20 protein-coding genes are annotated in these 17715 nt (G+C 44.0%); 17 read left to right on the forward strand and 3 right to left on the reverse strand.

The window, feature by feature from the left end; genetic code table 11:
• The first annotated feature begins 112 nt into the window (after nucleotides 1-112).
• The 16 genes from BLV33_RS22130 to BLV33_RS22200 all read left to right on the forward strand — a co-directional run bounded on the left by BLV33_RS22130 (nucleotide 113) and on the right by BLV33_RS22200 (nucleotide 13359).
• Entirely contained in the window at nucleotides 113-997 is an 885-nt protein-coding gene (locus BLV33_RS22130; protein ID WP_090796997.1) for an ATP-binding cassette domain-containing protein, read from the forward strand.
• Nucleotides 994-1782, forward strand: coding sequence for an ABC transporter permease (locus BLV33_RS22135; RefSeq protein ID WP_090797001.1), 789 nt, complete (start codon nucleotides 994-996; stop codon nucleotides 1780-1782). Before BLV33_RS22130 ends, BLV33_RS22135 begins: the two co-directional genes overlap by 4 nt.
• A 157-nt stretch (nucleotides 1783-1939) precedes the next feature.
• Nucleotides 1940-2326 carry an HIT family protein gene (locus tag BLV33_RS22140; protein ID WP_090797005.1) on the forward strand — a complete coding sequence of 129 codons (387 nt, stop codon included), beginning with the start codon at nucleotides 1940-1942 and terminating at the stop codon, nucleotides 2324-2326.
• Between the two features lie 174 nt (nucleotides 2327-2500).
• Nucleotides 2501-3547 (forward strand): ogr/Delta-like zinc finger family protein, encoded by a 1047-nt coding sequence (locus tag BLV33_RS22145; RefSeq protein ID WP_253186956.1) that lies wholly within the window; start codon nucleotides 2501-2503, stop codon nucleotides 3545-3547.
• Between the two features lies 1 nt (nucleotide 3548).
• Complete coding sequence (locus tag BLV33_RS22150; protein ID WP_090788281.1) at nucleotides 3549-4139, forward strand: hypothetical protein; 591 nt, start codon at nucleotides 3549-3551, stop codon at nucleotides 4137-4139.
• Between the two features lie 671 nt (nucleotides 4140-4810).
• On the forward strand, nucleotides 4811-5188 hold the full coding sequence (locus tag BLV33_RS22155; protein ID WP_139305801.1) for a PepSY domain-containing protein: 378 nt from the start codon (nucleotides 4811-4813) through the stop codon (nucleotides 5186-5188).
• 106 nt (nucleotides 5189-5294) lie between these two features.
• Complete coding sequence (locus tag BLV33_RS22160) at nucleotides 5295-5567, forward strand: hypothetical protein (RefSeq protein WP_139305802.1); 273 nt, start codon at nucleotides 5295-5297, stop codon at nucleotides 5565-5567.
• 1039 nt (nucleotides 5568-6606) lie between these two features.
• Entirely contained in the window at nucleotides 6607-6936 is a 330-nt protein-coding gene (locus BLV33_RS22165) for an ArsR/SmtB family transcription factor (protein ID WP_090797016.1), read from the forward strand.
• On the forward strand, nucleotides 6933-7352 hold the full coding sequence (locus tag BLV33_RS22170) for an SRPBCC family protein (RefSeq protein ID WP_090797025.1): 420 nt from the start codon (nucleotides 6933-6935) through the stop codon (nucleotides 7350-7352). The genes BLV33_RS22165 and BLV33_RS22170 overlap by 4 nt, the downstream gene beginning before the upstream one ends.
• A gap of 41 nt (nucleotides 7353-7393) precedes the next feature.
• Nucleotides 7394-7717: a DoxX family protein gene (locus tag BLV33_RS22175; RefSeq protein ID WP_290439083.1), complete on the forward strand. Its 324-nt coding sequence runs from the start codon at nucleotides 7394-7396 to the stop codon at nucleotides 7715-7717.
• 141 nt (nucleotides 7718-7858) lie between these two features.
• Entirely contained in the window at nucleotides 7859-7993 is a 135-nt protein-coding gene (locus BLV33_RS30500; protein WP_268795798.1) for a hypothetical protein, read from the forward strand.
• Nucleotides 7994-8052: 59 nt separating this feature from the next.
• Complete coding sequence (locus BLV33_RS22180) at nucleotides 8053-8646, forward strand: YdeI/OmpD-associated family protein (RefSeq protein ID WP_090797033.1); 594 nt, start codon at nucleotides 8053-8055, stop codon at nucleotides 8644-8646.
• A gap of 523 nt (nucleotides 8647-9169) precedes the next feature.
• A complete protein-coding gene (locus BLV33_RS22185) occupies nucleotides 9170-9661 on the forward strand; it encodes a hypothetical protein (protein ID WP_090797036.1) in 492 nt (163 codons plus the stop codon).
• 331 nt (nucleotides 9662-9992) lie between these two features.
• The gene (locus BLV33_RS22190; protein ID WP_090797039.1) at nucleotides 9993-10835 is read left to right on the forward strand and encodes a tyrosine-type recombinase/integrase; all 843 of its coding nucleotides are present in this window, start codon (nucleotides 9993-9995) and stop codon (nucleotides 10833-10835) included.
• A 340-nt stretch (nucleotides 10836-11175) separates the two neighbouring features.
• Nucleotides 11176-12567 (forward strand): right-handed parallel beta-helix repeat-containing protein, encoded by a 1392-nt coding sequence (locus tag BLV33_RS22195; RefSeq protein ID WP_253187136.1) that lies wholly within the window; start codon nucleotides 11176-11178, stop codon nucleotides 12565-12567.
• 366 nt (nucleotides 12568-12933) lie between these two features.
• On the forward strand, nucleotides 12934-13359 hold the full coding sequence (locus BLV33_RS22200; RefSeq protein ID WP_290439084.1) for an IS630 family transposase: 426 nt from the start codon (nucleotides 12934-12936) through the stop codon (nucleotides 13357-13359).
• A gap of 329 nt (nucleotides 13360-13688) precedes the next feature.
• On the opposite strand, the gene spoVB is transcribed toward BLV33_RS22200, so the two are convergent.
• Complete coding sequence (spoVB, locus tag BLV33_RS22205; protein WP_090797042.1) at nucleotides 13689-15239, reverse strand: stage V sporulation protein B; 1551 nt, start codon at nucleotides 15237-15239, stop codon at nucleotides 13689-13691.
• Between the two features lie 388 nt (nucleotides 15240-15627).
• On the opposite strand from spoVB, the gene BLV33_RS22210 reads away from it, so the two are divergent.
• Nucleotides 15628-15903 carry a hypothetical protein gene (locus BLV33_RS22210; RefSeq protein WP_090797046.1) on the forward strand — a complete coding sequence of 92 codons (276 nt, stop codon included), beginning with the start codon at nucleotides 15628-15630 and terminating at the stop codon, nucleotides 15901-15903.
• A 181-nt stretch (nucleotides 15904-16084) separates the two neighbouring features.
• Here the strand turns inward: BLV33_RS22210 and BLV33_RS22215 are convergent, their stop codons facing one another.
• Together BLV33_RS22215 and BLV33_RS29490 are read right to left on the reverse strand one after the other, a co-directional pair.
• Nucleotides 16085-17188 carry a lactonase family protein gene (locus tag BLV33_RS22215; protein ID WP_090797051.1) on the reverse strand — a complete coding sequence of 368 codons (1104 nt, stop codon included), beginning with the start codon at nucleotides 17186-17188 and terminating at the stop codon, nucleotides 16085-16087.
• Nucleotides 17189-17312: 124 nt separating this feature from the next.
• Entirely contained in the window at nucleotides 17313-17468 is a 156-nt protein-coding gene (locus BLV33_RS29490) for a hypothetical protein (RefSeq protein ID WP_171909251.1), read from the reverse strand.
• Nucleotides 17469-17715 lie beyond the last annotated feature (247 nt).

Below are 17715 nucleotides of genomic sequence, written 5' to 3' on the forward strand. Positions count from 1 at the left end.
AATATGTCTCTTAATCGCATTCAAAATTAATCCTTGCACAATAACTGTATACATAATATACTGTGTATGCAATATACTGTTTATTATATAAGCAGAAAGGAAGTCGGAAAATATGAGTGCAGCGATTGAAATGAAAAGTCTACGCAAAGCCTTCGGAGATCATGTAGTGCTGGACAGTATCGATCTGTCGGTTCCATCAGGAGTGATTTTTGCGCTTCTGGGTCCGAACGGGGCCGGGAAGACGACGCTGATCCACATCCTTTCCACGCTGGTCACTCCGGATGAGGGAACCGTGCACGTAGCAGGACATGATATCATCACCGATAAGGAAGGGGTGAAGCGATCCATCAGCCTAACCGGCCAGTTCGCAGCCGTCGACGAGGTGTTAACCGCGGATGAGAACCTGCGCATGATGGGTAGGCTCTCTGGCCTTACAACAGCGGAAGCTCGCATAAGAGCGACCGAGTTGCTGGAGAGCTTCGATCTTACGGCAGCAGCGCACAAACGGGTAAAGACATATTCAGGAGGGATGCGTCGCCGGCTGGATCTGGCGTTAAGCCTGGTGGTTAGTCGACCGATCCTGTTTCTAGACGAACCGACAATGGGTCTAGACACCCAGAGCAGGCGGGAGCTTTGGAAGAATATCAGACAGCTTGCTGCGCAGGGCGTAACTGTTTTTCTAACCACGCAATACCTCGAGGAAGCAGATCAATTGGCGGATGTCATTGCCGTCATTGCCGGAGGCCGCGTCGTGGCGCAAGGAACCACGGATCAGCTCAAATCTCGCATCGGCGGCGAGGTAGTCGAGCTGAGGGACGAGAATGACGAAATCATCCGTGAAATACCGACAGGCGGCAGCATCGGTGAAGTCAAAATGACCATCGATGAGTTGGCCCGTACAGCGCCAGATGGATCGCGCGTGAACATTCGCAGACCGAGCATGGACGATGTATTTATCGCTTTGACCACCAAACAAATGGAGGGGTCCATCATATGATCAATTTCATCAATCCGTCCAAATCGGCAGCTATCGGAACCACCATTGCCGTCTTCATTGGACGGAGCATCCGACACAGCCTGCGCAACACAGAGGCGTTGGTAATGGCAATCGCGCTTCCGATTATGCTAATGCTGCTGTTCACCTACGTGTTTGGAGGTGCGATCGATCACAGTGGGCAATACGTTAACTACGTTGTACCGGGCATTATCCTGCTTTGCGCAGGATTCGGATCCTCAAGCACTGCGGTGGACGTGGCTGGAGACATGACAAACGGCATTATCAACCGATTTCGAACAATGCCAATACGCAGCATGAATGTTATTGTAGGGCATGTCATCGCGAGTCTTGCTCGCAACTTAGTGGCAACTGCCATCGTCATTGGCGTCGCGTTGCTAGTTGGGTTCCGCACATCAGCAGGAATTGTGGAATGGCTCGGCGCATTCGGTGTAATAACCCTGTTCATTCTCGCATTTACCTGGCTCTACGCTGCCATCGGCCTTGTCGCCGGCAGTCCATCTGCCGCGAGTGGTTACGGTTTCGCTCTACTTTTTCTCCCCTACCTCTCCAGTGCATTCGTCCCGACAGAAACCATGCCAACTTGGCTGCGAGGGATAGCTGACAATCAACCCATTACGCCTGTTATCGAAACGATCCGTCGCCTGCTCACCGGAGCCCCAATCCAAGAGGTTGCATGGTGGGCCGTTGGATGGTGCGTGTTCATTCTTCTCGGATCTTACGGTTGGGCCTGGTGGACGTTTGATCGGAAGGCAGGACGGCTGTAGCAGAATCGCTATAAGTTATCGAATGAAAAGGTACCTTCGGGTTAAGCTAACGAAAAACGCGTAGCAAAGCCCATCATACTTAACAATGGAAAATACAGTATATGGTATAATGTTTTGGTCAATATACAGTTTTATAGACAAGATATGGGGGAATCAAATGGAATGTCCATTCTGCTATCCAAAATTAGATGAAGATGAAAGTATCGTTTATAGTAACGAATATTGTTTATTTTTGCAAAAACCTCAACCAGTATTAGTAGGATCAGGTTTAATAATACCTAAGGCTCATAGGGAAACAGTGTTTGACTTAACTCCCCAAGAATGGCAAGCTACATTCGACTTATTACATCAGGTAAAGGGGTATATTGAGAAGACATATAAATCACAGGGATTTAATGTTGGTTGGAATTGTGGTCACGTTGGTGGACAAGAAATATTTCATGCTCATCTACACGTTATTCCTAGATTTGAGGATGAACCTTTAGCAGGTAAGGGTTTAAGGTATTGGTTAAAGCAACCTAATAATAAACGTATAGGAGTATAAGAGCCATTGAGCTCCCATGAAAATAAAAAGCTCAAAAATCTAAAAAAAGGCAAATTAAAGTAGACCCAGAAAAAACTTTTTTTTAAAAACTACGACAGCAAGATTGACTAGCAGGAATTTCCAATCTTTTATCGAAAGTATAAAGGTCAGAATTTATTGTAGGAGATGACCTTAATGCTTGAGAAAAATAGATTGGGTGCTGCGCCCAGAGTTTACTTCAGACCTGAGTTTAAAAAATGTCCGCACTGTGAGTCAAAATTGCGGAGAACCCATACAGCATGGGAGAAAAAGATTGTCACAACAAACGGAATCATCCATGCATGGAGTATGGCTTATGCTTGCAAAAATCTAGATTGTACACATACAGGAGTTGCGTATAAATCTGCTGAAGCTGAGATGCTTAGCATGAAGCATTCCTCATATGGATATGATGTGCTTGCTCTCGTTGGAGAACTGCGCTTTAAGCAGCATCGAACAGTTAAAGAAGTTGCTGATGCGTTGAATGAACGAGGTATTCCAACGAGTGAAAGGCATGCTCAAAATTTGTACGAACGCTATCAGACGTTGCTTTCTGCGAGTTTGGATGATCATGTAAACAAAGTACTTGCAGAGACTACCGAACAAAATGGCGGCGTCATCTTATCGATGGATGGCGTTCAGCCTGAGAAAGGGAATGAAACTCTATATGTCCTACGCGAAGTATTCAGCGGCACGGTACTCGCTGCACAAAACATGAAGAGCGGAACGGCAGAAGAGCTGAAGACGCTCATTGAACCCATCATGGAGTTGGGCTATCCAATCGTAGGTATTGTAAGTGACGGGCAAAAATCCATTCGGCTGGCATTTGAGACCTTGTTACCGGATGTGCCTTACCAATACTGTCAGTACCATTATCTGAAGGACATAGCCAAACCCATTGTCGAAGCCGATCGTAAATTAAAAATGGAACTCAAAAAAAGCATGCGCGGGATTCGGGACATCGAACGAAAAATAGAACAGGCTGAGATCCAAGCATCCGAGACGGGGAAAACGGAACAGCCAGATTCGGAAACTGCTGAAATTACCGAAGCGCAGATTGCCAAGGGATATGTGGCAGCTGTCCGAGCCTTGCTCCTAGAAGACGGAGATCCACCATTGGAGCTTCCTGGATTAATGATTTATGAACGTGCACAAGCGATTCAGGCTTCTTTACAAAGATGCTTGAGTAAAAAAAGAGCCTAGTTTGCTTCAAAATATTATCAGAATATTCAGCAAAATAGATGAAATGAATCCTGTTTATGAAGCCGTATCGCGGCTAATGAAACCGATGGATTATATCGCCATTATCCTTACCCCTGGTGAAGATAAAACTAGCGAGACGGTTGAATGGGAGCTATCAATGTTACTGAATTGGGTAAAACAAACCTACACGCTTGAGAATGACGAACTCATGGTTAACAATTTACTCAACTTTTCCAAAGGGTTTTGGAGAGGTCTATTCACTTGTTATGATCATTATTACATTCCAAGAACAAATAATGACTTGGAGCAATTCTTTCGACAGACGAAGGCTAGTCACCGTCGAATTACAGGACTTCGTAACTGGAACAGCTACATCGTACGCAATGGTGAAATGATCGTATTGGTGAACGATGCGCTTCGTCAAGAGCATGTGATTTCACGACTGCGTTCCGTTTCCTTTAGTCGTTATAAAGCACGGAAAGCACAGTGGGACCAGCGTTTAACCTGTGTCATATTACGTAAAAAGTTTAATCGCAATACCGAAGGCTACCTCAACGACTTAGAGCATAAATGGAATTTATTGAACAGTTAGTTGATTATGCTGTCGTAGTTAAAAAAGGCTGAGCCTCTGATTGATCCTTATGGAGTTGGGTGGTAATGTAGCAACTTTCTTCTAAAAAAAGGTGAGGCTGGTGCAACCAATCAAAAAGGATTAATCTCCCATAAGTGCTACCCATATTGGGTGCGACAGTCTGTGATGCACCGTGATGGTTGGAGTCAGACTAACGGTTGGGCTCTAAATGGCACCATAGCTTATAGACCTTCTTCTCCCAGCCATAGTAGAAGTATTGACAGATTTTATCCATTTTCATCCTCTGTGGTGCAGCGCTGGTCTTGCGATGCATGAATGACGGGTACGTTAGTTGATAAACGATCCATAAAAAAACGAAGGAGCTGCCGCGGCAGTTCTTTTTGACATGATCACAAAATAAATGTTTATGTACATATGCCTAAAAACGTAAAGGTCCTCTTTTATTTTTATGGATACATCCGCACAACCGCCAACTTTTTAAAAATTACTCATTTAAATCTCATCTAAATCTCATTTTCCATTAAGCTTATCTTCAGAAATTATGGTTACCCTAAAAAATGTAAGATAAAATTTGGATAACAAGGCGGAATGAGACTGTGAAATCGATTAGTAAGAAAATCGTTGTAGGCACATTAGCAGCAAGTTTGATATTTGGAGGTGGCTTGATCGTAATGCCACATAATCAGTCATTCGCGGCAGTTACAGGAACTTCTACCGCAAACACGACAATAACAACAACAGACGACCAAGAGACAGCCGATGATGCAGGACCGATAGCAGATGACCAAAATAAAGAAGCCGCGGATTTAAGTCAAGTCGATCTGCAGAAGCAAGCCAAAATTACAAAAGAGCAAAGTACCACCATTGCTACGGCACAAGTTCATGGAACCGTAAAAGATGTTCAACTGGAAGATGAAAACGGCACAGCTGTATACAATGTACAGATTCAAGACAGTAATGGTAAAATCACGGAAGTTAAGGTAGATGCTGCGACAGGGAAAATCACGAAACAAGAACAAGCAGATAATGAGCAAGAAGATCAAGATTAGGAAACGAATGACGATCAACAACAATAAAGGCTTGGGCTCCGACAATATTTAACGAAAGAAGCAAACTGTTTGTTCTATACTTTCCTTAAAGGAGTTGGCACCTTTGTTGGCACTTACAAAACGAGAAAGGAAACAAATCAACATGAAGAAGTTACTCGTAGTAGGGCTTTCCGCTTGTTTATTGCTTAGTTTCACAGGCTCTGCTTTTGCTGCTACTAAAGCTACCGTTCAAACTAAACACACCGTAACTCATGCTAAGAAAAAGGTTACAACAGCTAAGAAAACAACTAAGGCTAACTCTAAAAACTACGCTGTGAGTAAAAATAAAAAGGCAAAGGCTGTACATAAAAAAACAACAAAGACTGCAAAAACAGCGTAATGCATAAAGTTGAATATCAAATTTTGGAGTCGCGGACCAGTGTCGCGGCTTTTTATTTTACATATCGAAGACCTTACATGAAATTTGGGGAGCGGTGCATTAGAATTAACAAAAAACGTTGAATAGGATTTGTAAAAATGAGGTTACTTGTTACGCTAACGGAAACGATAGCGGGATAGCAGTTGCTTCGGCAGCCGTTTTTTATTTAAACCGGTTATTGCTAAAACAACTATGATGCCGATAAACTCGGCGTATGCTATCGCGGTTGCACATTAGCAACCATTAGCGGAACGTTCCCATCAGATGTTAGTCGTCGAACGTCATCCCCACGAAACCTCGACCCCTTATTTTTGTATAACTTTTGGATCATCGTTTACGTCTAAGATATTGAATACTAACGTTTGCATGTGAACAGAATCACTAACGGAGGAAACGATGATGAAAAGCCTATTAATCTCAATTGCATTGCTTATATTGGTATTGACCGCCTGCAAGAATTTGCTCGTCACCCCTACAAATGAAGTGTCTACAGTACCTGCGACAACGAAACCTCATGAAGAGAATACCCCAGTTGTATTCTCCTCCACTCCACCTCTTAATCAAACCCCCGCAAAACCAGATCCGACTTGAACTTCTAGCGATGGCTGAATCGGTATACGAACAGTTATTCAAAAGTTGACTTTGTTCCGCTAACGGATAACAATAGCGGAATATAACGGCTGCAGATCTGAAGATCAGCAGCCGATTGCTCAGCTAACGGGCAGTTATTTAGAACCGAATGACATTTATTAAGCAGTCCTGACACCCAACAAAACTGAGTCATGATCAAAGCTTCGGCATTATCTCGCTGAGGCTTTTTAACACATAGTCAAGGAGCCAAATGGCATAATATCAATAGTTTGACACACATAGCTGACTGACCGTTTTCATGCGTAGTTTAAAAATGTTGTTGACAAGATACCAAATGGTGTCCTATAATCAAAGAGTCACCAAATAGTGTCCTATCAGAGGATCAACAAAGAACTTAGGAGGGGGTGTTGTGAACGAGAACAACCAGTTACGGGATGTGTTTGACGCGCTTGCAGATCCAACTAGGCGCCGACTGATTCGTCTGTTAGCAGAGGCAGAGGAGATACCGCTTCATGAATTAACGGCACAGTTTCAAATGGGCCGTACAGCGGTATCCAAGCATTTGACAATCCTTAAAGAGGCCGGATTGGTACTTGACCGAAAAGTCGGCAGAGAAACGCGATTTAGGCTAAACGCCTCTCCACTCAGAGAAATTCAAGATTGGGTGGCTTTCTACAGCAAGTTCTGGAGTACGAATATGTTGCGCTTGAACCAACTATTAGAGGAGGAAGAAGAATGAGTTTAGCATTATCCTTGGATTTTCAGTACACGACATCGATCGAGAAACTTTGGTCCGCCTTAACCGATTCAAGCAAGCTTGCCAAGTGGGTGGTCAACATCCACAATGGTCAGGCGATGGATAATGATTTTGAGCCCGTCGTAGGACACCGTTTTCAGTTTCGCACTCAGCCGTCCGAATATTGGGATGGCATTATTGACGGAGAAGTGCTTATCGTGGACGCACCAAACCGGGTGTCCTATACTTGGGCCAGCGGAGGGGAGAAGCACACGGTCACCTGGACGCTGCAGGATTTAGGAGACGGAAAGGTTAACCTTCATCTCGAACAAACCGGGTTCGCCAATGCTCAAGGTCTCGAAGGCGCTAGGTATGGCTGGGGTAAATGGTGCGGCGAGCTTGAAAAGGTATTGGCCTAGTTGTAAAAGGAAGGAGAGCCATATGAATATCATTTTTTGTTATTTTACAAAGTTTTCTGCTCGTCTCCATGGCCTTTGGCGGCGGAAGCAAGCTGGCTGGTGCGAAAAATTTTGTTGAAATGTTCGAGTCGATTAAACTGCCGCAATGGTTTCGAGTTGTTACTGGGCTCGTTCAACTAGCCGGGGCAGCCGGACTTGTTATCGGATACTGGAATCCGGTAGCAGCCATATGGGCAGGCATTTGGATTGGCATCACGATGCTAGTGGCATGCCTTTTACATTTCAGAGTCAAGCATCCTATTGGAAAAGCGATACCGGCCTTTGTGATTACTTTGATTGCAGCCACTCTGGTAGCAATCAAATGAGTACACTAGGCAGAGGAGATACCGCTTCTTGAATTAACGACTCAGTTTCCAAAGGGGCCGTACAGCGGTATCCAAGCATTTGACCATCCTTTAAGAGGCAAGACTGGTACTTGACCGAAAAGTCGGCAGCACAACCTCGATGTGATTAGCCAAGCGGATTGGATTATCGATATGGGACCGGACGGAGGCAGCAGGGGCGGCCAGGTGGTGTTCGAGGGCACACCTCCGCAGATCATCCATGCGGAGCAGTCGATCACGGGAAAATACTTGATATAATTGAGGATGATCATTCCTCTCTGTCAGCGGATCGAAAAATTGAAATGGGGTGTTCCTTGATGACAAAAGGTGAAAGGAATCTTAAGATTGATCCATATTTTAGTAAGGCTAAAAAGTGGAAGGAAGAATTCGAGCTGTTGAGAAATATCGTTCTTGACTGCGAGTTGACCGAAGAGTTTAAGTGGATGCATCCTTGTTACACGTATCAGGATAAAAACATTGTTTTAATACATGGATTTAAAGAATACTGCGCGCTTCTGTTTCACAAAGGTGCCTTGTTAAAAGATCCCCATGGTATCCTAATCCAACAAACGGAGAATGTGCAGGCGGCGCGCCAGATTCGGTTCACCAATGTTCAAGAAATAGATGAGATGCAGCTTATCTTGAAAACTTATATCGATGAAGCCATTGAAGTTGAAAAAGCTGGTTTGCAAGCGAACTATAAAAAGAATACGGAATACATAATTCCTGAAGAATTACAAAATAAATTCGTTGAAATCCCTTACTTGAAAACTGCTTTTGAAGCATTGACGCCGGGACGGCAAAGAGCGTACATTCTTCATTTTTCTGCACCCAAACAATCCAAAACTCGAGAGTCAAGGGTTGAAAAATATTTGCCGCATATTCTCAACGGAAAGGGATTAGATGATTAGGATATTCGATGAGAAAATAAATGAAATCAAAGTATGTCGGGAGTCAAGAACATTGTCCCATAAATTGTCGCGTAAATCGCGGCTTTTTTTATTTATGGAATCAAGTTCTTGACATTGAGTGATGCCAAGAACTTGATCCCATTCCCGTTTTGTGACAAGAACATTATCCCATTCCCGACGGTAGTATCGATGGGGTCATTGCGCTAACGGGCAGTTAAGTTGAATCGTTTATGTTAGAATTGAGACACTAATCAAACAGGAGGAAAAGATCAATGAATATTCGAGTTTTGGATGAGCCCGATGCTAGGTTATATCAAGAATTACGATTAAGTGCCCTATCATATGTATCGTTTCAATTCCTGTTTATCGGTCAAAACAAGCATTGTCACTAATAGATTTCGTAAATAGTCAGTAAAAACAGACCCGCTATTTGAAATCAATTGAAAATGACCTAAAATATTTAGAATGCTGCGAAAACTATGAAAGGATCAACTGATAGGAAAAGAGGAAGGGATGAGTAAGAATGGACCGACCTTTAATTTCGGAACATGAAATGATTAAAGAAACGGAAATATTTTTTAAGATTTATTCTGAATTCATTGATGAGATTGACCAGATTGAGAGCGTAAGGGGAAAGCTAAACGATTTTCAGCTCATGCAAGCTGTTTCACGCGCTAAAGAAAATATGGGAATCCTGGGCTGGGAACGTCGGCAAACAGTAAATTCAATTTTTGAAAAATACATGCATATCTATCGAGTATTTGGGCGAGCAAAAGCAGATGAATGGGTAAAAGTAACGTTCGGTTACAGCATTAAGATGAGAAATGATACAGAACCTGAAGCACCTACAGAACTTCCAAAACTAGAAAACAGTCTGTCAGCAAACGAAGAAACAAGCAGCAATCACAAAAATGCAGAATCCAGTATTCAGGAGTTATCTCGTCTAATCTTAGAGAAGGAAGCCGAACTGCTACAGCTCTACCGAGAGTTTTACTTATTGCAACAAGGTTTCTGATCCGCGAATCCAATGTCTAACGGGTCATGAAATATTTCTCTTGCGATAGAGGCCAGGAGTCAAAATAAAGAATCGATGATAGAGCAAGATTTTATTTGATTTCTCTGCTAGTAGAGACTGGTCAAAGACCTTTAGTTCAATAAAGCAGCGGTAGTCTAGGACTTTATTTACCCGTTAAAGACTGCCGTTTATATTTATAACAGATCTGTCTAATACTCCGCTGATTCTTGAGCTAGCAACGGGTACGTTAGTACAACAATACCCAATTAAGACTAAACCCTCCCAATTCTAGCAAAGCTAGAGATAACTTATAATTGGGAGGGTTTTTATTATGAGATTGAGTGATTTATGGCTGCTTTATGAAGCTGATAAACGTATTTTGGGATTCAGCACGCATACAATGAAAGCATACTTTCTACAATTAAAAATGTTAATCCGTGAACTCGGTTATCTGGAGATCGAAGAAATCTCTTTAAACTTGCTAAAGGACTACCTCGCTAAGGCATCAGAACAGCTAAAACCCAGCAGTCTAGGCCATCGAATACGATTTGTACGATCCCTTTTTCGTTTTGCATTTGAAGAAGGACATATCACACGGAATCCTTCTCTTAAGCTGAGAGAGCCAAAGATGGATAAACGTATTCCGAAATTTCTGATTGAGGAGGATGTTATTCATCTTAAGATTACCTGTCAATCTCAACGTGAGCATGCTCTTTTGGAATTTCTATATTGTACGGGTTGCCGCATTGGAGAAGTACAGAAAATAAATATTGAAGACATCAACTGGGAGAACTGTTCAGCCATTGTTAACGGTAAGGGATCTAAACAACGAGAGGTTTATTTTACTACCGAGTGTAAGGTGTGGTTAAAGAGATACCTGGAGAGTCGAGAAGATGCCTGCAAGGCATTATTTGTCACCGAAACGAATCCTACTCGTCGATTGACGATACCAACGATACGTTGGTCTTTAAAGAAACTAGCAAAACGAGGGAAAATTACTGCCAATGTGTATCCTCATCGATTTCGTCACACCTATGCCTGTCAATTACTAGATAACGGTGCTCCACTAGAATTTATTCAGGGTATGCTTGGACATGAAAAGGCATCTACTACACAGATATATGCGCAGCTGCGCGGGGAGCGTAGGAGAGAATTATATCGTCGATATTTTTAAGGAAATTCATTATTACTTCTCAATAAAGGTAGGATAGTGCAATAAAGGCAGCGGCAGTCTATTACTTTATTTTCACAGTCCTTAGCTGCCGCTGTTTACTTTAATCAGTCTTAAACATATTTTTCAAAAGCTGACGATCTTCTTATTTACTCAAAAACTGCATCAATTCAACGCTTTTAGTCTAGTACTTTATTTTCACCGTACTTCTGTCGATAGTAAGGATGACGAAGAAGATCGTTGAACTATTTTCGAACGCCATTTCTTTAGTCTGACTACGTGAATATGGTGTCTCACGGATTGTGATGAATTTGAAATGAAAAGAAAAGGATTGGGAGCAACCATGAAAAAAAAGTGGGTAGTCATTGGAATCAGCTTCATTACCGTAGTCACGGGGGGAATGATTTCTGCTTTTCAAAAATCTGCGTATTCCGATGTTCTGGATTCAGCCGCTCCTAATACTTCCGCAGTCATCTTGACAAAAGATATTTATGTCTCACCATCTGGTAACGATAACAACCCCGGCACCGTCGACGCACCTTTAGCCAACATTCAAACCGCCATCGACGCCGTGCTGCCGGGAGGGACGGTCTTTCTGGAGGGTGGTGTTTATCATCAAACTGTGAAAATCCAAAAATCAGGCTCCGAATCTGAAGGCTTTATCACACTGAGAAGCGCCGAAGGAGAACATGCGATTTTGGATGGAACAGGCGTGAAGGTGGATACCGAGGGTATATGTTTTATTATAGATGCGAGCTACGTTCAGGTTCAAGATATTGAGATGCGCAACTATAGAACGGAACAAGCCGGTACAGTTCCAATCGGAATTTTTGTCAAAGGTGCAAGCCATCATATCGGAATTTCCGGAAACATCATTCATGATATGGGGACTGACTTCCAAGGCCTTAATGGCGGTGACGCACATGGAATCGCAGTATACGGAACATCGGACTCCCCGCAGCATGATATTTTCATCGATTTCAACGAGTTGTATAACCTGAAGTTGGGTTCCAGCGAGGCTCTTGCCATCAATGGCAATGTGGATGGATTTCGGGTGGTAAGCAACTCTATTCACGACAACAATAATATAGGCATCGTTATCATCGGATTTGAAGGTGTTTCACCGGATCCGGCGAATGACAGGGCTAGAAACGGCGTAATTCGCCAAAATCACGTTTACAACATCTCTTCTTATCGCAACCCGGCTTACGGCAACCAATATGCTGCTGCGGGAATTTATGTTGACGGCGGTACGAAAGTGTCTATTGAGGATAATGATATCCATGACAACGATTATGGCCTTGAACTTGCCAGCGAGCATGCCGGCGGGAAAACTTCGGAAGTGGAGGCCTTGCATAACCGAATATACCACAACCGCGCTTCGGGAATTTCGCTTGGCGGATACGACGAACACCGGGGATCGACCTTGAACTGCGTCATTCAGGAGAATGAATTAATATATAACAACGCCAACCATCTCGGCTACGGTGAGCTCAATTTAGCGTTTGATACCAGAAGCAATCAGATTATTAACAACCAGATTAAAGCCAATGAAGACGGACTGATGATCACCAACGAATTTACACAAAACGTGGGCAACACTATCGACTATAATGTTTATTCCAGTAAAGGGAATCCCCAATGGAGCTGGAAAGGTGAGAAATTCAATGATTTTGTAACCTTTATGAAGAAAACCGGCAACGATCTCCACTCTTCAATTAAACTTATTAAATAATCTGGGATTGAGCTAACGGAGAACGTTAGTTCGATAGCAGAAAAGATTGTGCTAATAGTGACTGTGTGGCTTTTATGTTAACAATATAGGTTCTTGTCCTGGCGATGGGACAAGAACCTATATTGTTTCCGGACTTGGACAAGAACTTGCTTGTTTGCCGCGCAACATGAAGGACATACTTTTTAAATGGTTTCTAAAGCTGTCAATTGAGGGATTTCCGATTCTTACGACGTAGTATTACATATAAAGAAGCCGCGAAGGACTGAAAGGGAGAAGACATGAACACAGAAGATCAAAACTTGGTAGAAGCCTTGCGGAACGAACTTCCATCAGCACTCGAACAACTGATGGACAGATATGGAAACGGTGTTTATGGCCTCGTCAGCCGAGTTATGGCGGGAGCAGGTCGAGCGGAGAGATGAAGAATATACAGCTGAGAAGTTTCTGATGTTTCTGCGGCGAATCGTGGAGGCTTACCCCAAAGGAAAAATAACAATGGTGTTGGACAATGCCCGCGCTCACCACGCGAAACTGCTTGAACCCTTTCTTAAGGAGCAGCAAGGTCGGCTTAAATTTGTTTTTCTACCTCCGTACAGCCCCAAACTTAATGTCGTGGAAGGACTATGGAAATGGTTAAAGTCGGATGTGATTAATAATGTGTTCTATCACACCGTCTCCGAAATCCGAAAAAACGTACATACCTTCATGGAACAAATCATGAAAGATCCCTTAAACCTCATTGATCGTCTTTGCATTAGGATGGAATCAGGGGATTTACTAGAAAATCAATAATTCAACTTATATAGTTCAATAATACAGCGGCAGTCTAGGACTTTATTGTCTCGTCCATGGATGCCGCTGTTTCTATTTTTGGAGTCAGTCTAATACTTATTTTATTTTACGAAGTCTGACGGATTTGTAATTCGAAAAGGCGCGTGGGATCAACCCATCCAGTTACTGCCGATAAACACCATTCTGTGACCATTATGTTCAATTCAGAAGGGATAATTAATCAGTGTTAATGAGCAAGGCAATGAATTAACATGGAAAAAGAACATTACGCTATAAGTTAGCAGCGAAAAAGCAGCCGATCATGGCTGCTTTTTCTTTTTCAAGTAAACTTACCATGGAATCGAAAATCGGTGGCGCGTACTTTTCCAATTCAACGTACCCGTCAATACGAGTGCGGCGAAATAGAGAAACAAGGAACAGACGATTGAAGTGATTACGCACCATAACTGCGGCATACCATTGCTGGCAACATAGTTATAGGTCCAGTGTCCGCATATCACCATCAGCATCATGCAGATCCCAACCTTGAAATAAGGACGAATACTCCAATAAAATCCGATCAAGCTTGAGATGGAAAAGAAGTTCAGCAGTGTTTGAATCACAATGCCGATACCAATGCCGTACGCAACGCCAATAATACCAAATTGGCTGCCGAACACGAAGATCGAGACACCCTTGAATACGGTGGCTATTACGTAATTCCACAGCGTAGCTTTCGCGCGGCCGAGCCCGAGCAGAATCGCATGAAGCGGAGCGTCGAAATAATGCAGGAAAAACATCGGCGCCAGTATTTTCAAAAGCAATCCTGCTTCCGGCGCATTATAGACAAGTGTCGTTAGTGGAGTTGCCCACTCGTACAGGATAACTGTCGCCGGCGCGCCGATCAGGAGTCCCAAGTTCATAGCCTGATTCATCCGCTCATGTATGAGCACACTGTTCTTGTTCGCTGCTGCTTCGCCAATCGCAGGAATTAGAGCGGTGGACAAGGACTGCGTGATAAAGCTTGGCATGAACAGCAGCGGAAACGCATAGCCGGCCAGCAGGCCGAATTGTTTCGTGGCTAACCCCGTGCCGATGCCGGCCAGCGCCAGGCTGGTTGTAATAAGAAGCGGTTGGAAGGTGCTGTATAAAGAATGAATGACACCGTGCCCGGTCGTCGGCAGTCCGATCTGCAGCAGCTCGCCGAGTGTGCTTCTTCCTTGTTTCAGGTGGCTTGCCCAAGTCTCGCCCGGCATCTTCGATTCACCGTATAGCTTGTAGCTTGTCACCAGGAATAGGAGGCTGATCGCTTCGCTGACAACAGAGGCAGCCATTGCTCCGGCAGCCGCATAAGCGACGCCGTAAGGCAGCAATAGGTGGACCAGCGCAAGTACACAGGCGATTTGCACCGTATGCTCCAGCACATCGGAAGCGGCAATGGTCTTCATCTGCTGCATGCCGCGGAAATATCCCTTTAATACGGCGGAGACAGCGACGATCGGCGCGATCGGCGTAATCGCCAGCATCGCGTAATAAGCGCGTTGGTCGCTTAGCAGAATGGATGCGATCCACTCAGATCCAAGTAACGATATGGTCGTGAGCGCTACGCTCAAGACGCCCGTGACAGCGAGCGAGACATGCAGGATGCGCCTCACTTTCATCCGTTCGCTGCGAGCGTGGGCCTCTGCCACCAACTTTGAAATTGCCACCGGCAATCCAAGCTCCGTAATCGTAATGACGAGCGGGACGAGCGGATGAGCCATCATCAAGATGCCGATTCCCTCTGCGCCCAGTACGCGAGCGATATACATGCCGCTGATAAAACCGAGAATACGGTTGATGAAAGCAGCGACAGACAAGACCAGCGTACCTCTCATGAACGATTGCCCGTGTTGTGACATGACTTGTGTCCTCCTGTTATCGAATACTTAAATGTATTCAAAAATTGGAAAAGCATGCGAACGAGCCGGTGTTGATGTCATTTTTGGACATGTGATGGTGCATAGCGGCGTGGCGGCTTTTTCTATTTAATCTCGGCGATAGTATTCTAATGTTTGTTCTTGGCTTGATTGTGTTGGTGGTTGAATATTTTAACAAGGAGTAGTGCCAAGTCATAGTGCCACTTGTTACGCTAACGGGAAACGAGTTGAATGAACTTCACGAGAGGGCTACCGACAGGAATGGTTCGGCAGCTATATGTGCTGACGGGCAGTAGAGCATTGTATTTTCCCAGTAAAAGGAAACTTTTGTCGGTTTGCTCAGTCTAATATAATAAAGGGGGTGGGGATTATGACACTACTCAAGGACAGTGAGGATGCTGATAAGCTCAGATTGGTACATAGTGAGATTTGGACAAAACTCCAAGACCAGGATGATTTATACGCAAAAACTTTTCTTGATAATTGTTTAAAATCATGTGAGAAAAAGCGAGTTAAATACACTATATCCGAAACGATAAAAGATTACATAAAAAGTCCAATTATATGGATCTCAATATTAATTGAAGTTTTAATTGTGCCAGTTTTCTCGCTAGCATTTATCGGGATATCATTAATTCTTGAATAGGTAAGATATTTTTGGGAACTTGGCGAGGTTTGGGCAGTAAACTCATTTTTGGGGAACATTTATTTTACGGCAACGGCATTGAACTAAACGGGTACGATAGTTCAGTCCCCAATGGGTTGCCGAGTGGCAGTCCTTCGCCACTCTTACGGGCAGAATAGCTTAATCACACTTTATTTTGCAATCAAAGAACCGCTAAACCTTGCGAACCAAAATACGGATAGTAGGTCCATGCGGCCACCTGCAATCTGACTAGACTGCCATCATCCTTGATATTAAATACCGAGACTGTGCCCTGATTACCGTTAAGGGTGTAGAAATTGCGCCCATCTTTACTCACTCCAGCGTCTATTGGCAGGCCGGCAATTGTACCTGCCGGTGTGCTGGTTATATTTCCGAGAACCGTCAGCGCTCCGCGGACATCTATACGGTAGGTGGTGATTGAACCGCTTAAGGTGTTGGTGGTGTAAGCAAATTGTTCATTCCTCGTTGTTACAACCCAGCAAGTGGTCAGCTGGCCGTTCGGTACAGAGCCGCTGATAACATTCAGAATCCCGTTTTCGCTCATTGAATAAGATGACAGCGCACTAGTAAAAGATTCCGTAACTAAAAGGAGTCCTGAAGATAGGAAATAAGAGCCGAACGGACCCATACCATTAGAATTATTAACGATCGGCCCTGTAACCGTACCGTTGTTATTCACATGGAACACACTGAGATGGTTTGAAGTAAGCTCGGATACAACGATTTTACTGCCGTCTGGAGTGAAGAGAACCTGCGCCGGCTGAGCATTGAAAGTACTGAGAGAATGGGTGGATCCGGGAATAGGAGTGAGGCGTCCGTTATCATCTATGCGAAAACCGGAGATATTGGATGCAAAACGGTTAGCGGCATTACCTACATTAGAAACATATACAAGATCACCGAACACATCTACGCTATTGGGCTGAGCACCTCCTGATGGCTTCACATCCACGAGAACAGGTGCTCCGCTGTCGGTTATGACGAAACTACTGATACTGCTGCTGCCCGCGTTAACGGCAAGCAGGAAACGTCCATCACGGGACAAAGTTAGAGAGCCTTGTGATGCAAGGGGATCGACACCATCGTTTGCTGTTGCAGTGGAGACTTCCCTTGTACCAGTCCCTCTGCCATAGGTTGGGTAGCGCCCCATAAAGGTGAGGATTCCATTCATGTCCCGCTTAAAGGCAATGACTTCATTCATTACTTCCATATTGGTCATGATGTAAACCATGCTCGTTCGAAAATAGTTGTTTGATATCGGCATTTAACGACGACCCTCCTTTGAGCAGTTGCTTCTTCGCCCCACCTGAGATAAGGCAATCGTTTAATATTATTCACCTGTATGAATTTACATGTTCGTCTTCGCCTAACAAATGAAATAGCTCCACTTACAGGTACGATACTTCTATATAAAATAAAAAACGAGGCTGCCGCGGGATATCGATCGGCAGCCTCGTTACGCTAAACGGATAACGATAGCGTAATGGTGGTTGCTTCGGCAGCCGCTTTTTATTGCGTCCGAGGGACGGATAACGATAGCTCAAAGGTCATCCTTACAAAACATTAGCTTTGGTGAGCAAGTCCATAAACCACGACGAAGGAGCTGCGCGGCAGCTCTTTTTGCTTCTTCACATCTCCGTTTTTGTATAAGTCGTAAATGTTCCACAGGGGTGTAGGTGTTTTTCGGTTATGCTAACGATCCCCGTACAATTTTTATTAACGGACCATCGTATTGGTAAATGCACTTATCCTTCAACGTTTTAAATCCATAGATTGCAGGTCGAGGAATGA

Source organism: Paenibacillus sp. GP183, from assembly GCF_900104695.1.
Taxonomy (GTDB): domain Bacteria; phylum Bacillota; class Bacilli; order Paenibacillales; family NBRC-103111; genus Paenibacillus_AI.